The sequence below is a fragment of the Streptomyces sp. NPDC040589 genome (assembly GCF_055594445.1).
The window spans coordinates 119587-139376 of record NZ_JBVIWP010000004.1 but is presented as its reverse complement, the minus strand read 5'-3'; the positions used below and the strand labels follow the sequence as shown (position 1 = coordinate 139376).

Here is a 19790-nt window from a genome sequence, read left to right as displayed (position 1 = left end):
CTTGCGCGTACTGCTGACCGGACATCAGGGCTACCTGGGCACCGTGATGGCCCCGGTGCTCACCGCCGCCGGGCACGAGGTCGTCGGTCTTGACGCCGGCCTGTTCGCCGACTGTGTCCTCGGCCCGACGCCCGCGGACCCGTCCGGGCACCGGGTGGACCTGCGCGACGTCACGGCCGAACACGTGGCCGGCGTCGACGCCGTGATCCATCTGGCCGCGCTCTCCAACGACCCGCTGGGATCGCTGGCGCCGGAGCTCACCTACGACATCAACCACCACGCGTCCGTGCGGCTGGCCCGGCTGGCCCGCGACGCCGGGGTGCAGCGGTTCCTGTACGCGTCGACCTGCTCGGTCTACGGCGCCGCCGGCGGCGCCGGCCTGGTGGGCGAGGACGCCCCGCTGCGCCCGGTGACGCCGTACGCGGAGTCCAAGGTGCGGGTGGAGGACGACCTGCACGCGCTGGCCGACGGCGACTTCAGCCCGGTGTTCATGCGCAACGCCACCGCCTTCGGCTACTCGCCCCGGCTGCGCGCCGACATCGTGCTGAACAACCTGGTGGGCCACGCGCTGCTGTCCGGCGAGGTGCTGGTGCTCTCCGACGGCACCCCGTGGCGCCCGCTGGTGCACGCCGCCGACATCGCACGGGCCTTCACGGCCGCGCTGGTCGCGCCGCGCGAAGCGGTGCACGACCGGGCGTTCAACATCGGCAGCGAGACCAACAACGTCACGGTCGCCGAGATAGCCGAGCAGGTCGCGGAGGCGGTGTCCGGCGCGAAGGTGGTGATCACCGGGGAGAACGGTGCCGATCCGCGGTCGTACCGGGTGGACTTCTCCCGGTTCCGCGCCGCGATCCCCGGCTTCGACTGCGAGTGGACGGTGAAGCGGGGCGCGCTCGAACTCGCCGACGCCTACCGCGAACACGGCCTGACCCAGGAGGACTTCGAGCGGCGCTTCACCCGGCTCGCCGTGCTGCGCGCCGCGTCCGACGCCGGCGCCGTCGACGACACCCTGCGGTGGCGCCGATGACCTCGGCCGGCGAGGAGATGCACGCGCTGGTGGAGCGGCTGTACCCGCTCTGCCGGAGCATCACCGGCGACGGTGTGCGCGCCACCCTGGGGATCGTCGGCGAGTACATCCCGCTGCGGGTGCACGAGGTGCCGACCGGGACGCAGGTGCTCGACTGGACGGTGCCGCAGGAGTGGAACATCCGGGACGCGTACATCGCCGACGCCGCCGGCAGGCGGGTCGTCGACTTCGCCGCGTCCAGCCTGCACGTGCTCGGCTACAGCGTGCCGGTGTCGGCGACCATGCCGCTGGCCGAGCTGCGTGGACACCTGCACACCCTGCCGGACCACCCGAGTTGGGTGCCGTACCGCACCAGCTACTACAAGCCGGAATGGGGATTCTGCCTGTCCCAGGACACCTTGGACGCGCTGCCGGACGGCGACTACGAGGTGCGCGTCGACTCCACCCTCGCGGACGGCCACCTCACCTACGCCGAGCACGTGGTGCCCGGGCAGGTGGCCGACGAGGTGATCGTCTCCTGCCATGTCTGCCACCCCTCGCTGGCCAACGACAACCTGGCCGGCATCGCCGTGGCGACGTTCCTGGCCCGGGCGCTGGCGGAGCAGAAGCCGTACCACACCTACCGGTTCCTGTTCGCGCCCGGCACCATCGGGGCGATCACCTGGCTGGCCCGCAACGCGGAGCGGATCGAGCGGGTCAAGCACGGGCTGGTGCTGGCCTGCGCCGGCGACTCGGGCCGACTGACGTACAAACAGAGCAGACGCGGCGACGCGGAGATCGACCGGGTGATGCGGCACGTCCTCGCCGCCTCCGAACGTCCGCACCACGTCACCGAGTTCACCCCGTACGGCTATGACGAGCGGCAGTTCTGCTCGCCCGGGTTCGATCTCGGCGTGGGCTCGCTCAGCCGGACCCCGTACGCCGGCTACCCCGAGTACCACACCTCGGCGGACAACCCGGACTTCGTCTCCCCGGAGGCGATGGCGGACACGCTCGCCGTCTGCCGCGAGGCGTTCGCCGTTCTGGACCGCAACCGGCGGTACGTCAACCTGAGCCCCTACGGCGAGCCACAGCTGGGCCGGCGTGGGTTGTACGACTCGCTCGGCGGCCGCAGCGACGCGAAGCAGGCCCAGATGGCCATGCTCTGGGTACTCAGCCTCTCCGACGGTGAGCACGGTCTGCTGGACGTCGCCGAGCGGTCCGGGCTGCCGTTCGACACCGTCGCCGCCGCGGCCGATGCCTTGCACGGCGCCGGCCTGATCAAGGCGTGACACCGATGACCACCGAGGAGGAGAAACCCCGGACAGCGCCGGCGGCACCCGCCGGATCCGCGCGGCGGGCCTTCGTCGGCCGGCTGTCCTGGGGACTGGCCGACCAGGCGGCCTCCAGCATCAGCAACTTCGCGGTGGGCATCTACGTGGCGCGCTCGCTGGGGGTGACCGCGTTCGGCGTGTTCAGCCTCGCCTGGGTGACGTACGGCGTGGTGCTCAACGTCTCCCGCGGCCTCGCCACCGACCCGCTCGTGGTGCGCTTCAGCGGTGTGCCGGAGGCGTCCTGGCGCGGAGCGGTGGCCCGGTCGTCGGGTACCGCGCTCGGCGTCGGTGCCGCCACCGGTGCGGCGTGTCTGGCGGTCGGCCTCGCTCTCGGCGGGCGTGTGGGGCCCGCGTTCGCCTGTCTCGGCGTCATGCTGCCGGGGCTGCTTCTCCAAGATGCCTGGCGGTACGCGTTCTTCGCCGCGGGCACCGGACGGAAGGCGTTCGTCAACGACCTCGTGTGGGGCATCGCGCTCGTCCCCGCCATGGTCGTGGCGGCCCGCGTGGGCAGCGTCGCCGCCTTCGTGCTCGCCTGGGGCGCGTCCGCCACGGTGGCCGCGGGGTACGGATACGTCCAGTCCGGCATCCTGCCCCGGGTGACGCGGGCACGCGCGTGGCTTCGCGAGCAACGCGATCTCGGCTACCGGTACCTGGCCGAGAACGTCAGCCTCAGCGGCGCGAGCCAACTGCGCGCGTACGGGCTGGGCGCGATCGTGGGGGTCGGCGCGGTGGGTGCGGTCCGGGGCGCCGAACTCCTGCTCGGACCGTTTCTCGCCGTGCTGATGGGGCTGTCGCTGGTCACCGTCTCGGAGGCGGCACGGGTGCTGCGACGGGCCCCCCACCGACTCGGCGGGTTCTGCCTCCTGCTGGGAGGCGGGCAGGCCGCCGCCGCGCTGCTCTGGGGCGGGGCGCTGCTCCTGATGCCTGACCGGCTCGGCGCGTTCGTGCTCGGCGACGTCTGGCACTCCGCCTCGCAGCTCATCGTGCCGGTCACCCTGGGCGTCGCGGGCGCCGGCCTCGGCACCGGCGCGGCGGCCGGGCTGCGTGCGCTCGCCGCGGCCCGGCGCAGCCTGCGCTGCCAGCTGTTCGCCTCCGCCTGCTACGTCGCCGGCGGGCTCGGCGGCGCGGTCCTGGGCGGCACGGTCGGCTCGGCCTGGGGCGTCGCCGCCGCGACCGTCTGCGCGTCGGCCGTGTGGTGGCTGCATCTGCGGTCCGCCCTCCGCGAGCACCAGCACCATCCCATCCCGGAAGTGAGGACGTCATGACCGCCCATCCCCGGCTGAGCATCGGCCTGCCCGTGTACAACGGCGAGCAGTATCTCGCCGAATCGCTCGACGCCCTGCTCGGCCAGACCTACGAGGACTTCGAGCTGGTCATCTCCGACAACGCCTCGACCGACGGGACCGAGGACATCTGCCGCAAGTACGCCGCGCAGGACTCACGCATCCGCTACCTCAGGCTGCGCCGGAACATCGGCGCCGCCCCGAACCACAACTACGTGTTCACCGAGTGCCGCGGCGAACTGTTCAAGTGGGCCTCGCACGACGACCTCTACGCCCGGGACCTGCTACGGCGTTGCGTGGAGGCGCTGGACGCGCGGCCGGACGTGGTCCTCGCGCACTCCGACCAGGCGGTCATCGATGGCGAAGGGCAGGTGAAGGTCCCGTACGAGTACGGGCTCGCCACCGCCTCCCCGCACGCGCCGGAGCGCTTCCGCAGCTTCCTGTTCGAGCCCGGTGGCGACGACTTCTACGGGGTGATGCGTGCCGACATGCTGCGCCGGGTGAAGCCGCACGACAGCTATCACCACGCGGACCGGACGTTCGTCGCCGAGATCGTTCTGCACGGCCCCTTCCACCAGGTGCCGGAGCTCATGTACTTCCGCCGCGACCACCCCACCCGCGCCGAGCGGGCGAACCCTTCCAAGCGCTCCCGGTGCGTCAACCTGGACCCGCGCCGGGCGGGCGCGCTGCACCCGACGCCCCGGCTGCTGGCCGAGTACGTCTGGGGCTTCGCCTCGGCGATTCAGCGGGCGCCGCTCTCCGCGGCCGACCGGCGCGCCTGCTACCGCCACCTGGCCGCGTGGATGACCAGCCGGGTGCGGCCGGGCGCCGGCGAGCGGGTCGAGGACCGCGCCCCGGTCGACCCGGCCAGGCTCACCGTCTCCGTCGACGACCTCGTCGCAGGACGCGAGGGGCGGCAGACATGAGAACTCCCCTACGCGTCGGGGTGTTCGGCCTGCTCGGCTCCGGCAACCTCGGCAACGACGGGTCTCTGGAAGCCGTACTCGGGTACCTCCGCGCCGAGCACCCGAAGGCGGTCGTGGACGCGCTCTGCGGCGGACCCGAGGTCGTCGCGGCCCGGTACGGGATCCCCGCTACGCGGCTGCACTGGTACCGCGGGGAGTACCGGACCGCGTCCCGTGCGGGCGCGATCGCGGGGAAGGGACTGGGCAAGCTCGTCGACGTGGTCCGCACCGCCGCCTGGGTGCGCCGGCACGACGTCGTGATCGTGCCGGGCATGGGCGTCCTGGAGGCCACGCTGCCGCTGCGGCCCTGGGGTTTCCCGTACTCCCTGTTCCTGCTCTGCGCGACCGGCAGGCTGTTCGGCACCCGGGTCGCGCTGGTCGGCGTAGGCGCCGCCCCGATCGGCAATCGTCCGACCCGGGCCCTGGTGCGCCGGTCGGCGCGGCTGGCCGCGTACCGGTCGTACCGGGACGCCCCGTCCCGCGACGCGATGCGGGAGATGGGCGTGGACACCGCGCGCGACGAGGTCTACCCGGACCTCGCCTTCGCCCTGCCGACGCCGCTGGCGAGCGGGCCGTCGGGCCCGCCGGGCCTGGTCTGCGTCGGCGTCATGGACTTCCACGGCGGCAACGACGACCGCGCACGGGCCGAGGAGATCCACCGGCGCTACCTCGACGGGACGACCCGCTTCGTCCGCGCGCTGGTCGAGGACGGCAGGCCGGTCCGGCTGCTCACCGGCGACGCGTGCGACGCGCCGGTGGTCTCCGCGATCCTCGACGCGGTGGACTCACCGCTGGTCACCGCCGCGGAGGCGGCCTCCCTGGCCGACCTGACGAGGGAGACGGCGGCGGCCGACACCGTGGTGGCGACCCGGTACCACAACCTGATCTGCGCGCTGAAGGCCGGCACGCCGACGCTCGCACTCAGCTACGCGGCGAAGAGCGACGCGCTCATGGACCGGATGGGCCTCGCCGCGTACTGCCACCCGGCCCGCGAGGTCGACGCCGACCGGCTGCTCGAACAGTTCCGGGAGTTGGAGAAGCGCTCGGCGGAGCTGCGCCGGACACTCGCCGAGCGGAACCAGATCACCGCCCGGCAGCTCGAGCACCAATTCACCGCCTTGACCGCGGTCTTGTCCCCGGCAACCACCCACCCCCGGCAGGAGGCTTCATGAAAGCGACCGCGGTCCCGGAGATCACCGGCGCGTACCTTTTCGAGCCGACCCCGTACGCCGACGAACGCGGCTTCTTCTGCCGCACGTTCGACGCCGACGTGGTCCGTTCGGTGGGCCTCGACCCGGACGCCTTCATCCAGGACAGCGTGTCGCGCTCGGTCCGGGGCGTGCTGCGCGGCCTGCACCTGCGCTCCGGCGCCGGCGAGGCCAAGCTCGTGCGGTGCTCGTACGGCCGGATCTTCGACGTCGTCGTGGACCTGCGGCCGGACTCGCCGACCTACCGCGACGTGGCCTCCTTCGAGCTGTCCGGCGACACGCAGGTGACCCTGTACATCCCGGCGGGGTGCGCGCACGGTTTCCAGGCGCTGACCGAGACCGCCGACACCTCGTACCGGATCGACCGCCCGCACGATCCCGCCGAGGACGTGACGATCGCCTTCGACGACCCGGAGCTCGCCATTCCCTGGCCGCTGCCGGTCACTTCGATGTCCGAGCGGGACCGGAAGGCGCCGGGTCTCGCCGAGGCCCTGAAGCAGAGAGAGCTGAAGTCAGCGTGAACACCGAAGAGTCCGAAGAGTTCCTCCTGCCCCGGTCGCGGCTGGCGAACGAGCGGCTGCACGCCATGATCCCCGGGGGCGCGCACACGTACGCCAAGGGCGACGACCAGTACCCCGAGAACCTGGCCCCGGTCATCAGCCACGGCCGCGGTGCCCATGTGTGGGACATCGACGGCAACCGCTACATCGAGTACGGGTCAGGGCTGCGGTCGGTCAGCCTCGGTCACGCCCACCCGCGCGTGACGGAGGCGGTGCGGCGGGAGATCGACCGCGGCAGCAACTTCGTCCGGCCGTCCATCGTGGAGGTCGAGGCCGCCGAACGCTTCCTGGCCACGGTGCCGACCGCCGAGATGGTGAAGTTCGCGAAGAACGGCTCCGACGCCACCACCGCCGCGGTGCGCCTCGCCCGCGCCGCCACCGGACGTCCGCGGGTGGCCCTCTGCGCCGACCATCCGTTCTTCTCCGTCGACGACTGGTTCATCGGCACCACGCCGATGTCCGCGGGCATTCCCGCGGCGACCACCGAACTCACCGTGGCGTTCCCTTACGGGGACCTGGCCGCCACGGAGGAACTGCTCAGCCGGTACCGGGGCGAGGTCGCCTGCCTGATCCTCGAACCCGCCACCCACACCGAGCCGCCGCCCGGGTACCTCGCCGGGCTGCGCGAGCTGGCCGACCGGCACGGCTGCGTACTGATCTTCGATGAGATGATCACCGGCCTGCGCTGGTCCGAGGCGGGCGCCCAGGGCCTGTACGGCGTCGTCCCCGACCTCTCCACGTTCGGCAAGGCGCTGGGCAACGGGTTCGCCGTCTCGGCGCTGGCCGGGCGCCGCGAGCTGATGGAGCGGGGCGGGCTGCGTCACTCCGGCGACCGGGTGTTCCTGCTGTCCACCACGCACGGCGCGGAGACGCACTCCCTGGCCGCCGCGATGGCTGTGCAGACCACCTACGTCGAGGAGGGCGTCACCGCGCGGCTGCACGCCCTCGGCGAGCGGTTGGCCGCCGGTGTCCGCGACGCCGCCGCCGCCATGGGCGTCGGCGACCACGTCGTCGTCCGGGGCCGGGCCAGCAACCTGGTCTTCGCCACCCTCGACGAGAACCGGCAGCCGTCGCAGGAGTACCGCACCCTGTTCCTGCGCCGGCTCCTCGCGGGCGGGGTGCTGGCCCCCTCGTTCGTGGTGAGCAGCGCGCTCACCGACGCCGACATCGATCACACCGTCGACGTGGTGGCCCAGGCATGTGCGCTGTACCGGAAGGCACTGGACGCAGCCGACCCCACACCCTGGCTGGCCGGGCGACCGGTGAAGCCGGTGTTCCGCCGCTTGGCGTGACCTGATGTGACGTCAGCGGCGTTGCTGCCGGCCGGCGTCGGCCATCCGGTCGACCAGCCACGCGGTCGCCGGTACCACCGCCAGCGCGGTGCACCAGCCGCCGAGGACGTCGGTCGGGTAGTGCGCGCCGAGGGCGACCTGCGCCCAGCCCATGGCGACGCCGGCAACCAGCGCCGCCGCGAGCACGAGCACCGTGCCGGCCGTCCTGCCGAGGCCGCGCCGGCCGGTCGCGAGCAGCGCCACCACGAGGGCGAGCGCCGTGAGGAAGGCGGTGTGCCCGCTCGGGTAGGACAGGTTGTCGGCGCCGTGGATGGTGCGTCCCACCAGGGGCTTGAGCAGCTTCGTCGTCCCCACGGTCAGACCGGCGCCGGCGACGACGAGCACCGCCGCGCGAGGCTGTCGAAGGAGCAGGCAGCCCGTCACGGTGGCCCCGACCAGCGCCGCCGCTCCCAAGGGCTCCCCCAAGAAGTCCGTGGCCAGCGCGAGATCCCGCCACGGCGGCACCGCACCGTCCACCGTCGGCTGGATCCACCCGTCCACCGTGCCGGGCTCGCTGTGCCCGGCGTACAGAACCCCGAGCGCGACGACCACCAGCGCGGCGAGGGCCGCGATCAGCCCGAGCCACCCGCGCAGCGGTGGGGGCAGCACCGCGGGCGCCGACCGGTGGGCAGCCATGACCGCTGGGCGCCAACTCCCCACCAACGAGCCCCCCGTCGTGTCCGACTCGGCCCGCGAGGGCGCCATCAGTCTCCGATTGTCACCCTAACCAACATGCGGTTCCCCGGTACGGAAACCCGTTCGCCAGACAGGCGGGCGGTCTGCTTGGCTCGCCCCATGAGCGATCTTCACATCCGCTGCGCGACCCTCTCGGACATCGACACCGTGCTGCGGTTCTGGCGCGAGGCCGCGGAGGGAACCAGCATCAGCGACGACCACGACGGAGTGGCGCACCTCATCACACGAGACCCCGAGGCCCTGCTGCTCGCCGAGCGCGACGGCCTCCTCACCGGCACCGTCATAGCCGGCTTCGACGGATGGCGCTGCTCCGCCTACCGGCTCGCCGTACACCCCGGCCACCGCCGGCAGGGCATCGCCACCGCCCTCCTCGAAGCCGCCGAACAACGCTTCGCGGCCCTGGGCGGACGTCGCGTCGACGCCATGGTCCTGGAAGCCAACGAACAGGCCCACCACACCTGGGCCGCGGCCGGCTACCACCGCGAGGACCACTGGCGGCGCTGGGTCAAGCCCCTCATCGGCTAGGGGGTGCCCCCGGCCGACGCGAGAACCCCGGCCACGAGCCGCCGGGCGTAGGCGGCGTCGAGGCCGTCCGGGCGGAAGAGGATGCGGTACATCATGGGCGCGACGACCTGGTCGATCACCGTCTCGACGTCGGGTGTCCGCTCCCCGCGCCCGGCCGCCCGGGTGAGGACGAGGCCGATCTGCTCGGCGGCGTAGGCCGAGCACTGGCCGGCGTTGCCGCCGTCCGGGTCGCCGAGCAGGGCGTCGCGGATGTAGGCGCGGCCGGCCGGCGAGGCCATCTCGTCGAGGAACTGCTCGGCCCAGGCCGTCAGGTCGGCCGGCAGGGCGCCGTGGTCGCCGGGCGTGGTGTCGGGCCGCAGACGCTCGACCGCCACGTCCGACAGCAGTACCTGCAGGTCGCCCCAGCGGCGGTAGATCGTCGACGGCGTCACGCCCGCGCGCTGGGCGACCAGCGGCACCGTCAGGGCGTCCCGGCCCAGTTCCGAGGCGAGTTCGTGTACGGCGGCGTGCACCGATGCCTGGACCCGGGCGCTGCGCCCCCCGGGGCGCACCATCTGTCTGCTCACGGAACCCACCTTAAAGCGAACCCTTTGCGTCTGGGGCGCTGCTCATTCAGGCCGCCGACGCGAGCTCGCGGGCGGGACGGGTCTGTTCGTAGGCGTGCCCGACCCGCAGGAGCAGCCTCTCCCCCAGCGGCCGGCCGAGGAGCTGCATGCCGATCGGGAGTCCCTCGGTGTCGTGGCCGACCGGTACGGACAGGGACGGCACCCCGGTGATGTTGGCGGGGGCGGAGAGCCGGACATAGGCGTCCGAGACGCCCTCGACGGTGCCGTCGGACCAGGTGATCGTCTCCTGGCCGGCCCGGACCGCGGTCGCGGGGAGGGTGGGGGCGGCGATCAGGTCGACCTCGCTCAGCATGCTCGCCCACTCCTGACGCATGAGGGTGCGGGAGCGCTGGGCCCGCAAGTAGTCCCCGGCGGGCATCAGTTCGCCGGCCTCCAGGAGGATGCGGACGTCGGCCTGGTAGAGCTCGGGGACCGTGCGCAGGGTGCTCTCGTGGTAGGCGGTGGCCTCGGGCACCATCAGGCCCCACTGGGTGGCCTGGATGTAGCGGGTCATGGGGATCTCGACGTCGACGAGCCGGGCACCGAGGCTTTGGAGCCGGTCGATCGCGCTCCGGACGGCGGCTTCCACCTCCGGGTCGACGTGGTCGAAGTACCAGGTGCGCGGCACGCCGATCCGCAGTCCGCTCAGGTCGGTGCCCTCGGTCGGCCGGTGGGCCACCGGGGGTGTGGTCAGGGAGGCCGGGTCGCGGGGGTCGTGGCCGGCCAGGGCGTCGAGGACCAGGCCCGCGTCCTCGACGGTGCGGGTGATCGGGCCGACGTGGTCCAGGGACCAGGACAGCGAGGTGACGCCGTGGCGCGGGACGAGGCCGTAGGTCGGCTTGAGGCCGACGACCCCGTTGAGCGCGGCGGGCACCCGGATGGATCCGCCGGTGTCGGTGCCCAGGGCGAAGGTGGCGGCGCCCGCGGCGACGGCGACCGCCGATCCCCCGCTGGAGCCGCCGGCGACCCGGTCGCGGTCCCAGGCGTTGCCGGTCTGCGGGGTGGTCAGCCCGTAGGCGAACTCGTGGGTGTGGGTCTTGCCGACCAGGACGGCTCCGGCCGCCGACAGCCGCGCGGCGACGGTGCTGTCGGCGTGCGCGCGATGGCCGGCCCTGACCCGGGAACTGGCCGACGTCGCCATTCCGGCGGCGTCGATCAGATCCTTCAGGCCCATCGGGATGCCGTGCAGCGGGCCGCGGTGCCGGCCGGCCGCGATGTCGCTCTCGGCCTCGCGCGCGGCCCGGCGAGCGTGCTCGGCGGTGACGGTGACGTAGGCCCCGAGTCGCGGCTGCACCTCTTCGACGCGCTCCAGCACGGAGTCCGCCAGCTCGACGGGGGACAGCTGCCGCGCCCGGATCAGGTCGGCGGCGGCGCTGAGGGTCAGTTCATACGGCTGCATCGTGGGGCTCCTGTGGCGCGCGGTAGGCGGGAGCGGGCGGGGTGTCGCCGAAGTCCAGCTCGCGCAGGACGGCGACGACGGAGTGGATGTGGTCGGCGGTGGCCGCGACCGCGGCGTGGCGGTCGGCCGGCAGGACCAGCCCGGCGCGGTGGGCCCAGCGGGCCGCTTCCGCAGGCGTGAGTTCGGTAAAGGACATGGACTTCCCTGAGCTACAAAAGCCAACTGTTTGCGTTAGCCGACTGTAGGACCTACGGTCGGCTTAACGCAAACAGATTGCTTTAAGCGCGCTCATGCGTAAGGAGAGACCGATGACCACCTGGACCGTGGGCGACGTCGCCGTCCACCGCATCGACGAGGTGCCCCTGCCACCCGCCACCGGACCATGGCTGCTGCCCGACGCCACACCGGACGTCGTCGCGGGGCAGGACTGGCTGCACCCCCACTTCGCGGACGGCCAGGGCGTCCTGCACCTCGACAGCCACAGCTTCGCGTTCACCGCCGGCGGGCTGCGCGTCCTGGTGGACACGGGCATCGGCAACGGCAAGCAGCGGGCCAATCCCGCCTGGCACGACCTCGACACCGACTGGCTGCGGCGCCTCACCGCCGCCGGATTCCCCCCGGACTCGGTGGACTTGGTGATCCTCACCCATCTGCACGCCGACCACGTCGGCTGGAACACCCGGCAGGTGAACGGCGCGTGGGTGCCCACCTTCCCGCACGCCCGCTACCTGACCTCCCGCGTCGAGCGGGAGTTCTGGGCCGGGTACGCCATGGACGAGGCTCGCGCGCAGATGTTCCGCGACTCCGTGCTCCCGGTGGAGGAGGCGGGGCGTCTCGACCTCGTCGACGTCCCCGCCGAGGGCCTCGAAATCGCCCCGGGCCTGCGCCTGATCCCGACCCCGGGGCACACCCCCGGCCACCTCGCCGTCGAACTGACCAGTCGCGGACGGACGGCACTGATCACCGGCGACTGCGTCCACCACCCCGTCCAGCTCGCCCACCCGGGCATCGGCGCCTGCGTCGACATCGACCCCGGACAGTCCGAGGCCACGCGCCGCGGGCTGCTCGACTCGCTGGCCGGTACGGACACCCTTCTCCTGGGCACCCACTTCGCGCCGCCGACCGCCGGTAACGTCGTCGCCCACGAGGGCGCCTACCGGCTCGCACCCGCACCCGCCGACTCGCCCTGAGCACCCCCACGGAAGGACTTTGCCCATCCTTTACCCTTGGATGGCCACTCGGTTCTGCATGAAAGGTTGTGAGCGTCCGCCCATGGGCGAGCCTCCCCGCGCGCGACACCGCGCGTTCCGCCCCGTCCTGGAGAACCATGGAACGGGGGTGAACCGATGACCGAAGTGCTCCTCCTTCTGGCGGCGATCCTGCTCTCGCTCGCCTGCGGCGCCTTCGTGGCGGCCGAGTTCTCCCTCACCACGGTCGAGCGCGCCGAGCTGGAGCAGGCGGTGGAGCGCGGCGAGCGGGGCGCGCAGGGCGCGCTGAAGGCCGTACGGAGCCTGACGTTCCAGCTGTCCGGGGCACAGCTCGGCATCACCGTCACGAACCTGGTCGTCGGCATGCTCGCCGAGCCGTCGATCGCCGCGCTGATCGCCGGGCCGCTGGAGGACGCCGGTGTCTCGCGGTCGGCGTCGCACAGCCTCGCGCTGGTGCTCGGCACGGCCGCGTCGACGGTGTTCCTGATGGTGGTCGGCGAACTGGTTCCCAAGAACTGGGCGATCTCCTCGCCGCTGGCCGTCGCCAAGACCGTGGGCAACGCCCAGCGCTGGTTCAGCGCCGCGTTCCGGCCCTTCATCACCCACCTCAACAATACGGCGAACCGGATCGTGCGCCGGATCGGCGTGGAGCCCGCCGAGGAGCTGGCCTCGGCGCGCGGGCCTCAGGAGCTGGCGGCGCTGGCCCGCCACTCGGCCAAGGAAGGCGCCCTGGAGGCCGACACCGCCGAGCTGTTCGTGCGGACGCTGAACCTCGCCGACCTGACCGCCGAGAACGTGATGACGCCCCGGGTGCAGGTCGTCGCCCTGGAGGTGCAGGCGACCCTGGAGGACGTGGCGAACGCGACCCGGGCGACCGGCCTGTCCCGTTTCCCCGTCTTCCGCGGGACCCTCGACTCGGTCGTCGGGACCGCGCACGTCAAGGACGTGCTGGCGGTACCGGCCGAGCGCCGGACCCGGATCTTCGTCTCCGAGCTGATGCGCGAACCACTGCTGGTGCCGGAGACCCTCACCGTCGACCGGCTCCTGGACCGGCTCTCCGGCAAGCGCACGATGGCCGTCGTGATCGACGAGTACGGCGGTACGGCGGGTGTGGCCACCCTGGAGGACATCGTCGAGGAGGTCGTCGGCGAGGTGCGCGACGAGCACGACCCGCACGAGCTGCCCGACCTCGCCGCGGCCGGCACGGACGAGGCCGGCCACGCCCTGTACTCGGCCGACGGCTCCGCGCGCGTGGACCACCTGGAGCGGGTCGGGCTGCGTGCGCCGGAGGGGCCGTACGAGACGCTCGCCGGTCTTGTGGCGACGGTGCTGGGCCGGATACCGGCCGTCGGTGACACCCTCGAGGTCGCCGGCTGGCGGATGGAGGTCCTGGACGCGGCGGGCCGCCGGGCGGCGCGCGTCCGGCTGCGGGCGCCCCTCAATGACGAGAAGCCCGACGAGAAGGGAGCGGAGCTGTGACCGCGGTACAACTGCTGATCGGCCTGGCGACGCTCGTCGTCAACGCCTTCTTCGTCGGCGCCGAGTTCGCGCTGATCTCGGTGCGCCGCAGCCAGATCGAGCCCTACGCCGACCGGGGCGACCGGCGCGCCAAGAGCGTGCTGTGGGGACTGGAGCACGTGTCGGCGCTGATGGCGGCCGCGCAGCTCGGCATCACGCTGTGCACGCTGGTGCTGGGTGTGGTGGCCGAACCGGCGATCGCGCACCTGCTGGAGCCGGTGTTCCACGCGGTGGGCGTGCCCGAGGGCGCGGGGCACGCGGTGTCCTTCGTGATCGCGCTGTCCCTGGCCACGTATCTGCACATGCTGCTGGGCGAGATGGTGCCGAAGAACATCGCGCTCGCCGAGCCGGTGCGCAGCGCGCTGGCGCTCGGCCCGCCCCTGGTGGCGCTGTCCCGGGCGCTGCGTCCGGTGATCTTCACGATCAACGCCTTCGCCAACACGCTGCTGAAGCTCCTGCGTGTGGAGGCCCGGGAGGAGGTCGCCGCCTCCTACTCGGACGCCCAGATAGCGCAGATCGTGAAGGACTCCAGCGAGGCCGGCCTCATCGACGACCGCGCCCAGGAGCGGCTGCACGACGCGCTGGAACTGGGCCGACGCCCGGTGCGTGACGTGGTGCTGCCGCTGGAGCGCGTGGTCTACGCGAGCGTGGGCGTCACTCCGGACGAGCTGGAGCAGCTGACGGCGGAGTCCGGGTTCTCCCGCTTCCCGGTGGTGGACGAGGGGCGGCGGATCGTCGGCTATCTGCATGTGAAGGACGCCCTGGACGCCGTGGGGCGCGATGTGCCGTTCCGGCTGCGGGACATGCGGCCCATCGCGCGCGTGCGGGAGCACACGCCGCTGGACGACGTCCTCACCGCGATGCGGGGCAGCCGTACGCACCTCGCGGCGGTCCTCGGGGAGGACGGACGGCTGTCCGGTCTCGTGACCATGGAGGACGTACTGCGGGAGCTGTTCGGCCAGCGGACGTGATCGGGGCCACCGGCGGCCGACCGACTGCTGGGTATGTGCACGGGATACTATTTCCGTCGCCATGCACACGAACCCCACCCACAGCAGCCTCGTCGCGGTCGGCGACTCCTTCACCGAGGGCATGTCGGACCTGTTGCCCGACGGCTCCTACCGCGGCTGGGCCGACCTGCTCGCCGCACGGATGGCGGCCGGCACACCCGGCTTCCGCTACGCCAACCTCGCGGTGCGCGGCAAGCTGATCCAGCAGATCGTCGACGAGCAGGTGGACGTGGCGGCGGCCATGGAGCCCGATGTGATCACCCTGGTCGGCGGGCTCAACGACACGCTGCGGCCCAAGTGCGACATGGGCCGGGTGCGCGCCCTCCTGGAGGAGGCCGTGGAGCGGTTGGCCCCGTCGTGCAAGCAGCTCGTGCTGATGCGCAGCCCGGGCCGGCGGGGTCCCGTCCTGGAGCGGTTCCGGCCTCGCATGGAGGAGCTGTTCGCCTGCGTCGACGAGCTCGCCGACCGGCACGGCGCGATCGTCGTCGACCTCTACGGCGCCCCCTCGCTCGGCGACCCCCGGCTGTGGGACGTGGACCGGCTGCATCTGACGGCCGAGGGCCACCGCCGGGTCGCCGAGGCCGTGTGGCAGACGCTCGGCTACGAGCCCGAGGACACCGAGTGGCGGACGCCGATGCCGACGACGCTGCCGCCGGGCTGGGTCATGCGCCGCGCGGCGGACGTGCGGTTCGCCCGGCAGTATCTGCTGCCCTGGATAGGCCGCCGTCTGACGGGCCGCTCCTCTGGCGACGGCCTGCCGCCGAAGCGCCCCGAGCTGCTGCCGTACGAGCTGTAGGTCCCGCCGTACCGCCCCTTCGCCATGGCATCGCGGCCCTCTCGTAGGTTCCGACGAAAAGGCCGGTGCGCTGGCCTGCACGAATCGCCAGTAGAATCCGTCCACGTGACTTCCGCTCCCGCCAAGCCCCGCATCCCGAACGTCCTCGCCGGACGGTACGCCTCCGCCGAGCTCGCCACGCTCTGGTCCCCCGAGCAGAAGGTGAAGCTGGAGCGGCAGCTCTGGCTCGCCGTGCTGCGCGCCCAGAAGGACCTCGGGATCGAGGTGCCGGACGAGGCGCTCGCCGACTACGAGCGTGTCCTCGACACCGTCGACCTGGCCTCCATCGCCGAGCGTGAGAAGGTCACGCGGCACGATGTGAAGGCGCGGATCGAGGAGTTCAACGACCTCGCCGGGCACGAGCACGTGCACAAGGGCATGACCTCCCGCGACCTCACCGAGAACGTCGAGCAGCTGCAGGTCCGGCTCTCGCTGGAGCTGATGCGCGACCGCACGGTCGCCGTCCTGGCGCGTCTGGGCAAGCTGGCCGGCGAGTACGGCGAGCTGGTCATGGCCGGCCGCTCGCACAACGTCGCCGCGCAGGCCACCACCCTCGGCAAGCGCTTCGCGACCGCCACCGACGAGCTGCTCGTGGCCTACGGCCGCGTCGAGGAGCTGCTGGGCCGCTACCCGCTGCGCGGCATCAAGGGCCCGGTCGGCACCGCGCAGGACATGCTGGACCTGCTGGGCGGGGACGCCTCGAAGCTCGCGGAGCTGGAGCAGCGGATCGCCACGCACCTGGGCTTCTCGCAGGCGTTCACGTCGGTCGGCCAGGTCTACCCGCGCTCCCTGGACTACGAGGTCGTGACGGCGCTGGTGCAGCTGGCGGCGGCGCCGTCGTCACTGGCGAAGACGGTCCGGCTGATGGCCGGGCACGAGCTGGTCACCGAGGGCTTCAAGCCGGGCCAGGTCGGCTCCTCGGCGATGCCGCACAAGATGAACACCCGTTCCTGCGAGCGCGTCAACGGCCTGATGGTGATCCTGCGCGGCTACGCCTCGATGACGGGCGAGCTGGCGGGCGACCAGTGGAACGAGGGCGACGTGTCCTGCTCGGTGGTGCGCCGGGTCGCGCTGCCGGACGCGTTCTTCGCGCTGGACGGCCTGCTGGAGACGTTCCTGACGGTGCTCGACGAGTTCGGCGCGTTCCCGGCGGTCGTCGCCCGGGAGCTGGACCGGTACCTGCCGTTCCTCGCCACCACCAAGGTGCTGATGGGTTCCGTGCGCGCGGGCGTGGGCCGGGAGCTCGCGCACGAGGCGATCAAGGAGAACGCCGTCGCCTCCGCGCTCGCGATGCGCGAGCAGGGCGCCGAGCGCAACGAGCTGCTCGACAAGCTCGCCGCCGACGCGCGCATTCCGCTCGACCGCGCCGAGCTGGACGCGCTGATGGCCGACAAGCTGTCCTTCACGGGTGCCGCGGGCGACCAGGTCGCCACCGTGGTCGCCCGGGTCGAGGAGATCGTGAAGCAGCACCCCCAGGCCGCGGGCTACACGCCCGGCGCGATTCTCTGACGCGCCGCATGGCGCGCTTCACCCCCGAGGAGCTGGAGGCCGCCCGCGACCGTGTCGTGCCCGACGTGGTCGCGGACGGTCTGCGGGTGCTGTTCTGCGGGATCAACCCCGGGCTGATGACGGCCGCGTCGGGCCATCACTTCGCCCGCCCCGGCAACCGCTTCTGGCCGGTACTGCACCGGTCGGGCTTCACGCCCCGGCTGCTGAAGCCTTCCGAGCAGCAGGAGTTGCTGTCGTACGGGCTCGGCATCACCAATGTCGTGGAGCGGCCGACCGCTCGGGCCGACGAGCTGAGCGGCGAGGAGTACCGGGAGGGTGGGCGGCTGCTCGCGCTGAAGGCGGAGCGGCTGCGGCCGGACTGGCTGGCTGTGGTGGGCGTGACCGCGTACCGTGCCGCGTTCGACGACCGGAAGGCTCAGGTGGGGCCGCAGTCGCGGACGTTCGGGGACACGCGCGTGTGGGTGCTGCCCAACCCGAGCGGGCTGAACGCGCACTGGACGGTCGAGACCATGGCGGAGGAGTTCGGACGGCTGCGGGCAGCCGCCGGGAGCTGACCCCCTACGGCGGGTCCGCCTCCGTGACCAGGGCCAGCAGGTGAACCGCGTCCGACTCGTCCCGGTCCGCGACCGCCACGGCGACCCAGCGGCCGGAGCCCTCCACCTCCCAGAGGTACGCGATGCCGGCGCGTGCGCCGAGGTCGGCCCAGGGCCGGGGTATCTCCTCGTGCTCGGTGCGCAGCAGGACCGTCAGCAGGTTGTAGGGCTCGGTGTCGCCCCAGCGCGAGGCGAGAAGCTCGTAGACGGCGTCCCGGTCCTTCTCGAACTGGTCGATCGTCACCGCCCGGGTCGCGGGGTCGCCGTAGGGCCCGCTCTCTAACACCGCGACGTGGTAGCCGGGCCCCGAGCTGCCGACGTCCGACGGGCCGTGCTCCGCCGGAAAGGGGCGGTAGCACAGCTCGTCGACGAGGGCGATGTGCTGTGCGAGGTTCATGGGTCCAGTAAACCCGCCCCCACTGACACTTGGCGGGACACTCGGCGGGGCATCGACCCCGTTGTCGGTCAGGCGTCCCGGCGGCGCACGCTCCACGCTCCCGCCAGCAGCGCGGCGGCCGCCCAGAACGCGGTCACCGCGAGCCCCGACCACGGCCCGAGGGACGACCCGTCGTACGTCTCCCGCAGGACCAACTGCCCCGCCTTGTCGGGCAGGAAGTCCGCGACGCTGCCCGTGGCGTCACCGATCACGAACCCTACGACGAGGATGAACGGGATCAACAGCGACAGTGTGGCCACGCCGCTGCGCAGCAGGGCAGCAAGCCCGGCGGCGAACAGGGCCATCAGCATGAGGTAGACCCCGCAGCCCACGACACCCCGCACCTGCTCGCGGACGCCGAGACCGTCGGCTGCCGGGCCCAGGCCCGCCCGCGCCACGAGGAGAGCGGCGAGAGCCGTCACCAGCCCCACCAGGAGCGCCGGCACGGCGATGACGGCCGCCTTGGCCGCGAACCACCGTCCGCGCCGGGGAACCGCGGCCAGCGAGAGCCGGAGCGCCCCCGAGTGGAACTCGGAAGACACGGCCATGGCACCGAAGGCGACGGCCGCGATCTGGCCCGGTATGACACCCGAGAGGGACGTGAACAGCGCGTCGAACCCCGGGTCCGACGTCTCGGAGACACCGGCGATCGCGGAGAACGCCGTGGTGGCGGCGAACAGGGCCACGAGGGCTCCCGGCAGCGAGCGAAGCGTACGGATCTTCAGCCACTCGGAGCGGAGTACGGGCGTGAGTTCCATGGTCAGGCCTCCTGGGGCTGTGCGGTGAACTCGGTCTCGGCGGACGTGAGGTCGAAGTAGGCCTGCTCCAAGGTGCCCTCCTCGGCCGCGAGTTCCAGGACCGGTACACCCGCGGCGGAGGCGATGCGGCCGATGTCGTCCACGCGTGCGTGGTGAACGGTCCAGTGACCGTCCGCGTGCTCCTCGGCGTCGTGGCCGTGCCGGGCGAGGGCGCTCTTGAGCGCGGTGGGATCGCTCGTGCGGATCCGGACGCGCGGCCGCACGCGTGCGTGGATGAAGTCCCGCATCGGGGTGTCGGCCAGCAGCCGGCCCCGGCCGAGGACCACGAGGTGGTCCGCGAAGGACGCGGTCTCGTTCATCAGATGGCTGGAGACCAGGACCGTCCGCCCCTCCCCCGCGAGCCGGCGCAGCAACTGCCGGATCCACACGATGCCTTCGGGATCGAGGCCGTTGGACGGCTCGTCCAGCATGACCACCTCGGGGTCGCCCAGCAGGGCGGCGGCGATGCCGAGTCGCTGGCGCATGCCCAGGGAGTACGTCCGCACGCGGCGCCGGGCCACCGACGCCAGGCCCGTCTCCTCCAGTACCTCGTCGACGCGGCGATCCGGGATGCGGTTGCTCGTGGCCAGGACACGGAGGTGGTCACGGGCGGTACGGGAGCCGTGCGCGGCCTGGGCGTCGAGCAGGGCGCCGACGTGGCGCAGGGGTTCGCGCAGGGTCGGGTAGCCGCGTCCGCCGATGGTCGCTGAACCGGCGGTCGGCCGGTCCAGGCCGAGCACCAGCCGCATGGTGGTGGACTTCCCGGCGCCGTTGGGGCCGAGGAAGCCGGTGACGCGGCCGGGCAGCACACGGAACGTGAGGTCGTCGACGGCGCGCTTGGTGCCGAACTCCTTGGTGAGGGACTGGACGTCGATGCTGGTCATGGCAGCAGCCTGGCCGGTCGTGCGGGGTACGGGCCTCCCCCGGCGGTGGAGATCGCCTCCCCCGTGCGGGGGAGGTCCGTTGTCAGTG

21 protein-coding genes are annotated in these 19790 nt (G+C 72.6%); 14 read left to right on the top strand and 7 right to left on the bottom strand.

Features of this window, described 5'->3' with window-relative positions; translation table 11 throughout:
• Position 1 precedes the first annotated feature (1 nt).
• The 7 genes from ACZ58V_RS18535 to ACZ58V_RS18505 are packed head-to-tail and all read left to right on the top strand — an operon-like array spanning position 2 to position 7648.
• Complete coding sequence (locus ACZ58V_RS18535) at positions 2-1027, top strand: NAD-dependent epimerase/dehydratase family protein (protein WP_471290857.1); 1026 nt, start codon at positions 2-4, stop codon at positions 1025-1027.
• The gene (locus ACZ58V_RS18530; protein ID WP_471290855.1) at positions 1024-2298 is read left to right on the top strand and encodes a DUF4910 domain-containing protein; all 1275 of its coding nucleotides are present in this window, start codon (positions 1024-1026) and stop codon (positions 2296-2298) included. The genes ACZ58V_RS18535 and ACZ58V_RS18530 overlap by 4 nt, the downstream gene beginning before the upstream one ends.
• A gap of 5 nt (positions 2299-2303) precedes the next feature.
• The gene (locus tag ACZ58V_RS18525; protein ID WP_468188542.1) at positions 2304-3605 is read left to right on the top strand and encodes a hypothetical protein; all 1302 of its coding nucleotides are present in this window, start codon (positions 2304-2306) and stop codon (positions 3603-3605) included.
• On the top strand, positions 3602-4549 hold the full coding sequence (locus tag ACZ58V_RS18520; protein WP_471290853.1) for a glycosyltransferase family 2 protein: 948 nt from the start codon (positions 3602-3604) through the stop codon (positions 4547-4549). The genes ACZ58V_RS18525 and ACZ58V_RS18520 overlap by 4 nt, the downstream gene beginning before the upstream one ends.
• The gene (locus ACZ58V_RS18515) at positions 4546-5760 is read left to right on the top strand and encodes a polysaccharide pyruvyl transferase family protein (protein ID WP_468188538.1); all 1215 of its coding nucleotides are present in this window, start codon (positions 4546-4548) and stop codon (positions 5758-5760) included. Before ACZ58V_RS18520 ends, ACZ58V_RS18515 begins: the two co-directional genes overlap by 4 nt.
• The gene (gene rfbC, locus ACZ58V_RS18510; protein WP_468188536.1) at positions 5757-6317 is read left to right on the top strand and encodes a dTDP-4-dehydrorhamnose 3,5-epimerase; all 561 of its coding nucleotides are present in this window, start codon (positions 5757-5759) and stop codon (positions 6315-6317) included. Before ACZ58V_RS18515 ends, rfbC begins: the two co-directional genes overlap by 4 nt.
• A complete protein-coding gene (locus ACZ58V_RS18505; protein WP_471290851.1) occupies positions 6314-7648 on the top strand; it encodes a glutamate-1-semialdehyde 2,1-aminomutase in 1335 nt (444 codons plus the stop codon). The genes rfbC and ACZ58V_RS18505 overlap by 4 nt, the downstream gene beginning before the upstream one ends.
• Positions 7649-7660: 12 nt before the next feature.
• Here ACZ58V_RS18505 and ACZ58V_RS18500 read toward each other — a convergent pair whose 3' ends face one another.
• Complete coding sequence (locus tag ACZ58V_RS18500) at positions 7661-8323, bottom strand: phosphatase PAP2 family protein (RefSeq protein WP_468188532.1); 663 nt, start codon at positions 8321-8323, stop codon at positions 7661-7663.
• Positions 8324-8482: 159 nt separating this feature from the next.
• Here ACZ58V_RS18500 and ACZ58V_RS18495 point away from each other — a divergent pair, with 159 nt between their 5' ends.
• A complete protein-coding gene (locus tag ACZ58V_RS18495; RefSeq protein ID WP_471290849.1) occupies positions 8483-8908 on the top strand; it encodes a GNAT family N-acetyltransferase in 426 nt (141 codons plus the stop codon).
• On the opposite strand, the gene ACZ58V_RS18490 is transcribed toward ACZ58V_RS18495, so the two are convergent.
• Genes ACZ58V_RS18490 through ACZ58V_RS18480 form a run of 3 tightly spaced genes read right to left on the bottom strand, consistent with a single transcriptional unit; the run spans position 8905 to position 11108 of the window.
• Positions 8905-9462 (bottom strand): TetR/AcrR family transcriptional regulator, encoded by a 558-nt coding sequence (locus ACZ58V_RS18490; RefSeq protein ID WP_471291708.1) that lies wholly within the window; start codon positions 9460-9462, stop codon positions 8905-8907. The genes ACZ58V_RS18495 and ACZ58V_RS18490 overlap by 4 nt on opposite strands.
• 58 nt (positions 9463-9520) lie before the next feature.
• Positions 9521-10912: an amidase gene (locus ACZ58V_RS18485; RefSeq protein WP_471290847.1), complete on the bottom strand. Its 1392-nt coding sequence runs from the start codon at positions 10910-10912 to the stop codon at positions 9521-9523.
• Entirely contained in the window at positions 10899-11108 is a 210-nt protein-coding gene (locus tag ACZ58V_RS18480) for a hypothetical protein (RefSeq protein ID WP_471290846.1), read from the bottom strand. Before ACZ58V_RS18480 ends, ACZ58V_RS18485 begins: the two co-directional genes overlap by 14 nt.
• Positions 11109-11220: 112 nt before the next feature.
• On the opposite strand from ACZ58V_RS18480, the gene ACZ58V_RS18475 reads away from it, so the two are divergent.
• From ACZ58V_RS18475 to mug, 6 genes are all read left to right on the top strand, one after another.
• Positions 11221-12102: an MBL fold metallo-hydrolase gene (locus tag ACZ58V_RS18475; protein ID WP_471290845.1), complete on the top strand. Its 882-nt coding sequence runs from the start codon at positions 11221-11223 to the stop codon at positions 12100-12102.
• Positions 12103-12258: 156 nt separating this feature from the next.
• A complete protein-coding gene (locus ACZ58V_RS18470; RefSeq protein ID WP_468188522.1) occupies positions 12259-13599 on the top strand; it encodes a hemolysin family protein in 1341 nt (446 codons plus the stop codon).
• On the top strand, positions 13596-14609 hold the full coding sequence (locus tag ACZ58V_RS18465; RefSeq protein ID WP_468188520.1) for a hemolysin family protein: 1014 nt from the start codon (positions 13596-13598) through the stop codon (positions 14607-14609). The genes ACZ58V_RS18470 and ACZ58V_RS18465 overlap by 4 nt, the downstream gene beginning before the upstream one ends.
• A 61-nt stretch (positions 14610-14670) precedes the next feature.
• Positions 14671-15444: an SGNH/GDSL hydrolase family protein gene (locus tag ACZ58V_RS18460; RefSeq protein ID WP_471290842.1), complete on the top strand. Its 774-nt coding sequence runs from the start codon at positions 14671-14673 to the stop codon at positions 15442-15444.
• Positions 15445-15549: 105 nt separating this feature from the next.
• On the top strand, positions 15550-16992 hold the full coding sequence (gene purB, locus ACZ58V_RS18455) for an adenylosuccinate lyase (protein ID WP_471290840.1): 1443 nt from the start codon (positions 15550-15552) through the stop codon (positions 16990-16992).
• 8 nt (positions 16993-17000) lie between these two features.
• Complete coding sequence (gene mug, locus ACZ58V_RS18450) at positions 17001-17546, top strand: G/U mismatch-specific DNA glycosylase (RefSeq protein ID WP_468188514.1); 546 nt, start codon at positions 17001-17003, stop codon at positions 17544-17546.
• 4 nt (positions 17547-17550) lie between these two features.
• Here the strand turns inward: mug and ACZ58V_RS18445 are convergent, their stop codons facing one another.
• The 3 genes from ACZ58V_RS18445 to ACZ58V_RS18435 form a co-directional block, all read right to left on the bottom strand.
• Positions 17551-17982, bottom strand: coding sequence for a hypothetical protein (locus ACZ58V_RS18445; protein ID WP_471290838.1), 432 nt, complete (start codon positions 17980-17982; stop codon positions 17551-17553).
• Positions 17983-18050: 68 nt separating this feature from the next.
• The gene (locus tag ACZ58V_RS18440) at positions 18051-18779 is read right to left on the bottom strand and encodes an ABC transporter permease (protein WP_471290836.1); all 729 of its coding nucleotides are present in this window, start codon (positions 18777-18779) and stop codon (positions 18051-18053) included.
• Positions 18780-18781: 2 nt separating this feature from the next.
• The gene (locus ACZ58V_RS18435) at positions 18782-19702 is read right to left on the bottom strand and encodes an ABC transporter ATP-binding protein (RefSeq protein ID WP_468188508.1); all 921 of its coding nucleotides are present in this window, start codon (positions 19700-19702) and stop codon (positions 18782-18784) included.
• Between the last annotated feature and the right edge of the window lie 88 nt (positions 19703-19790).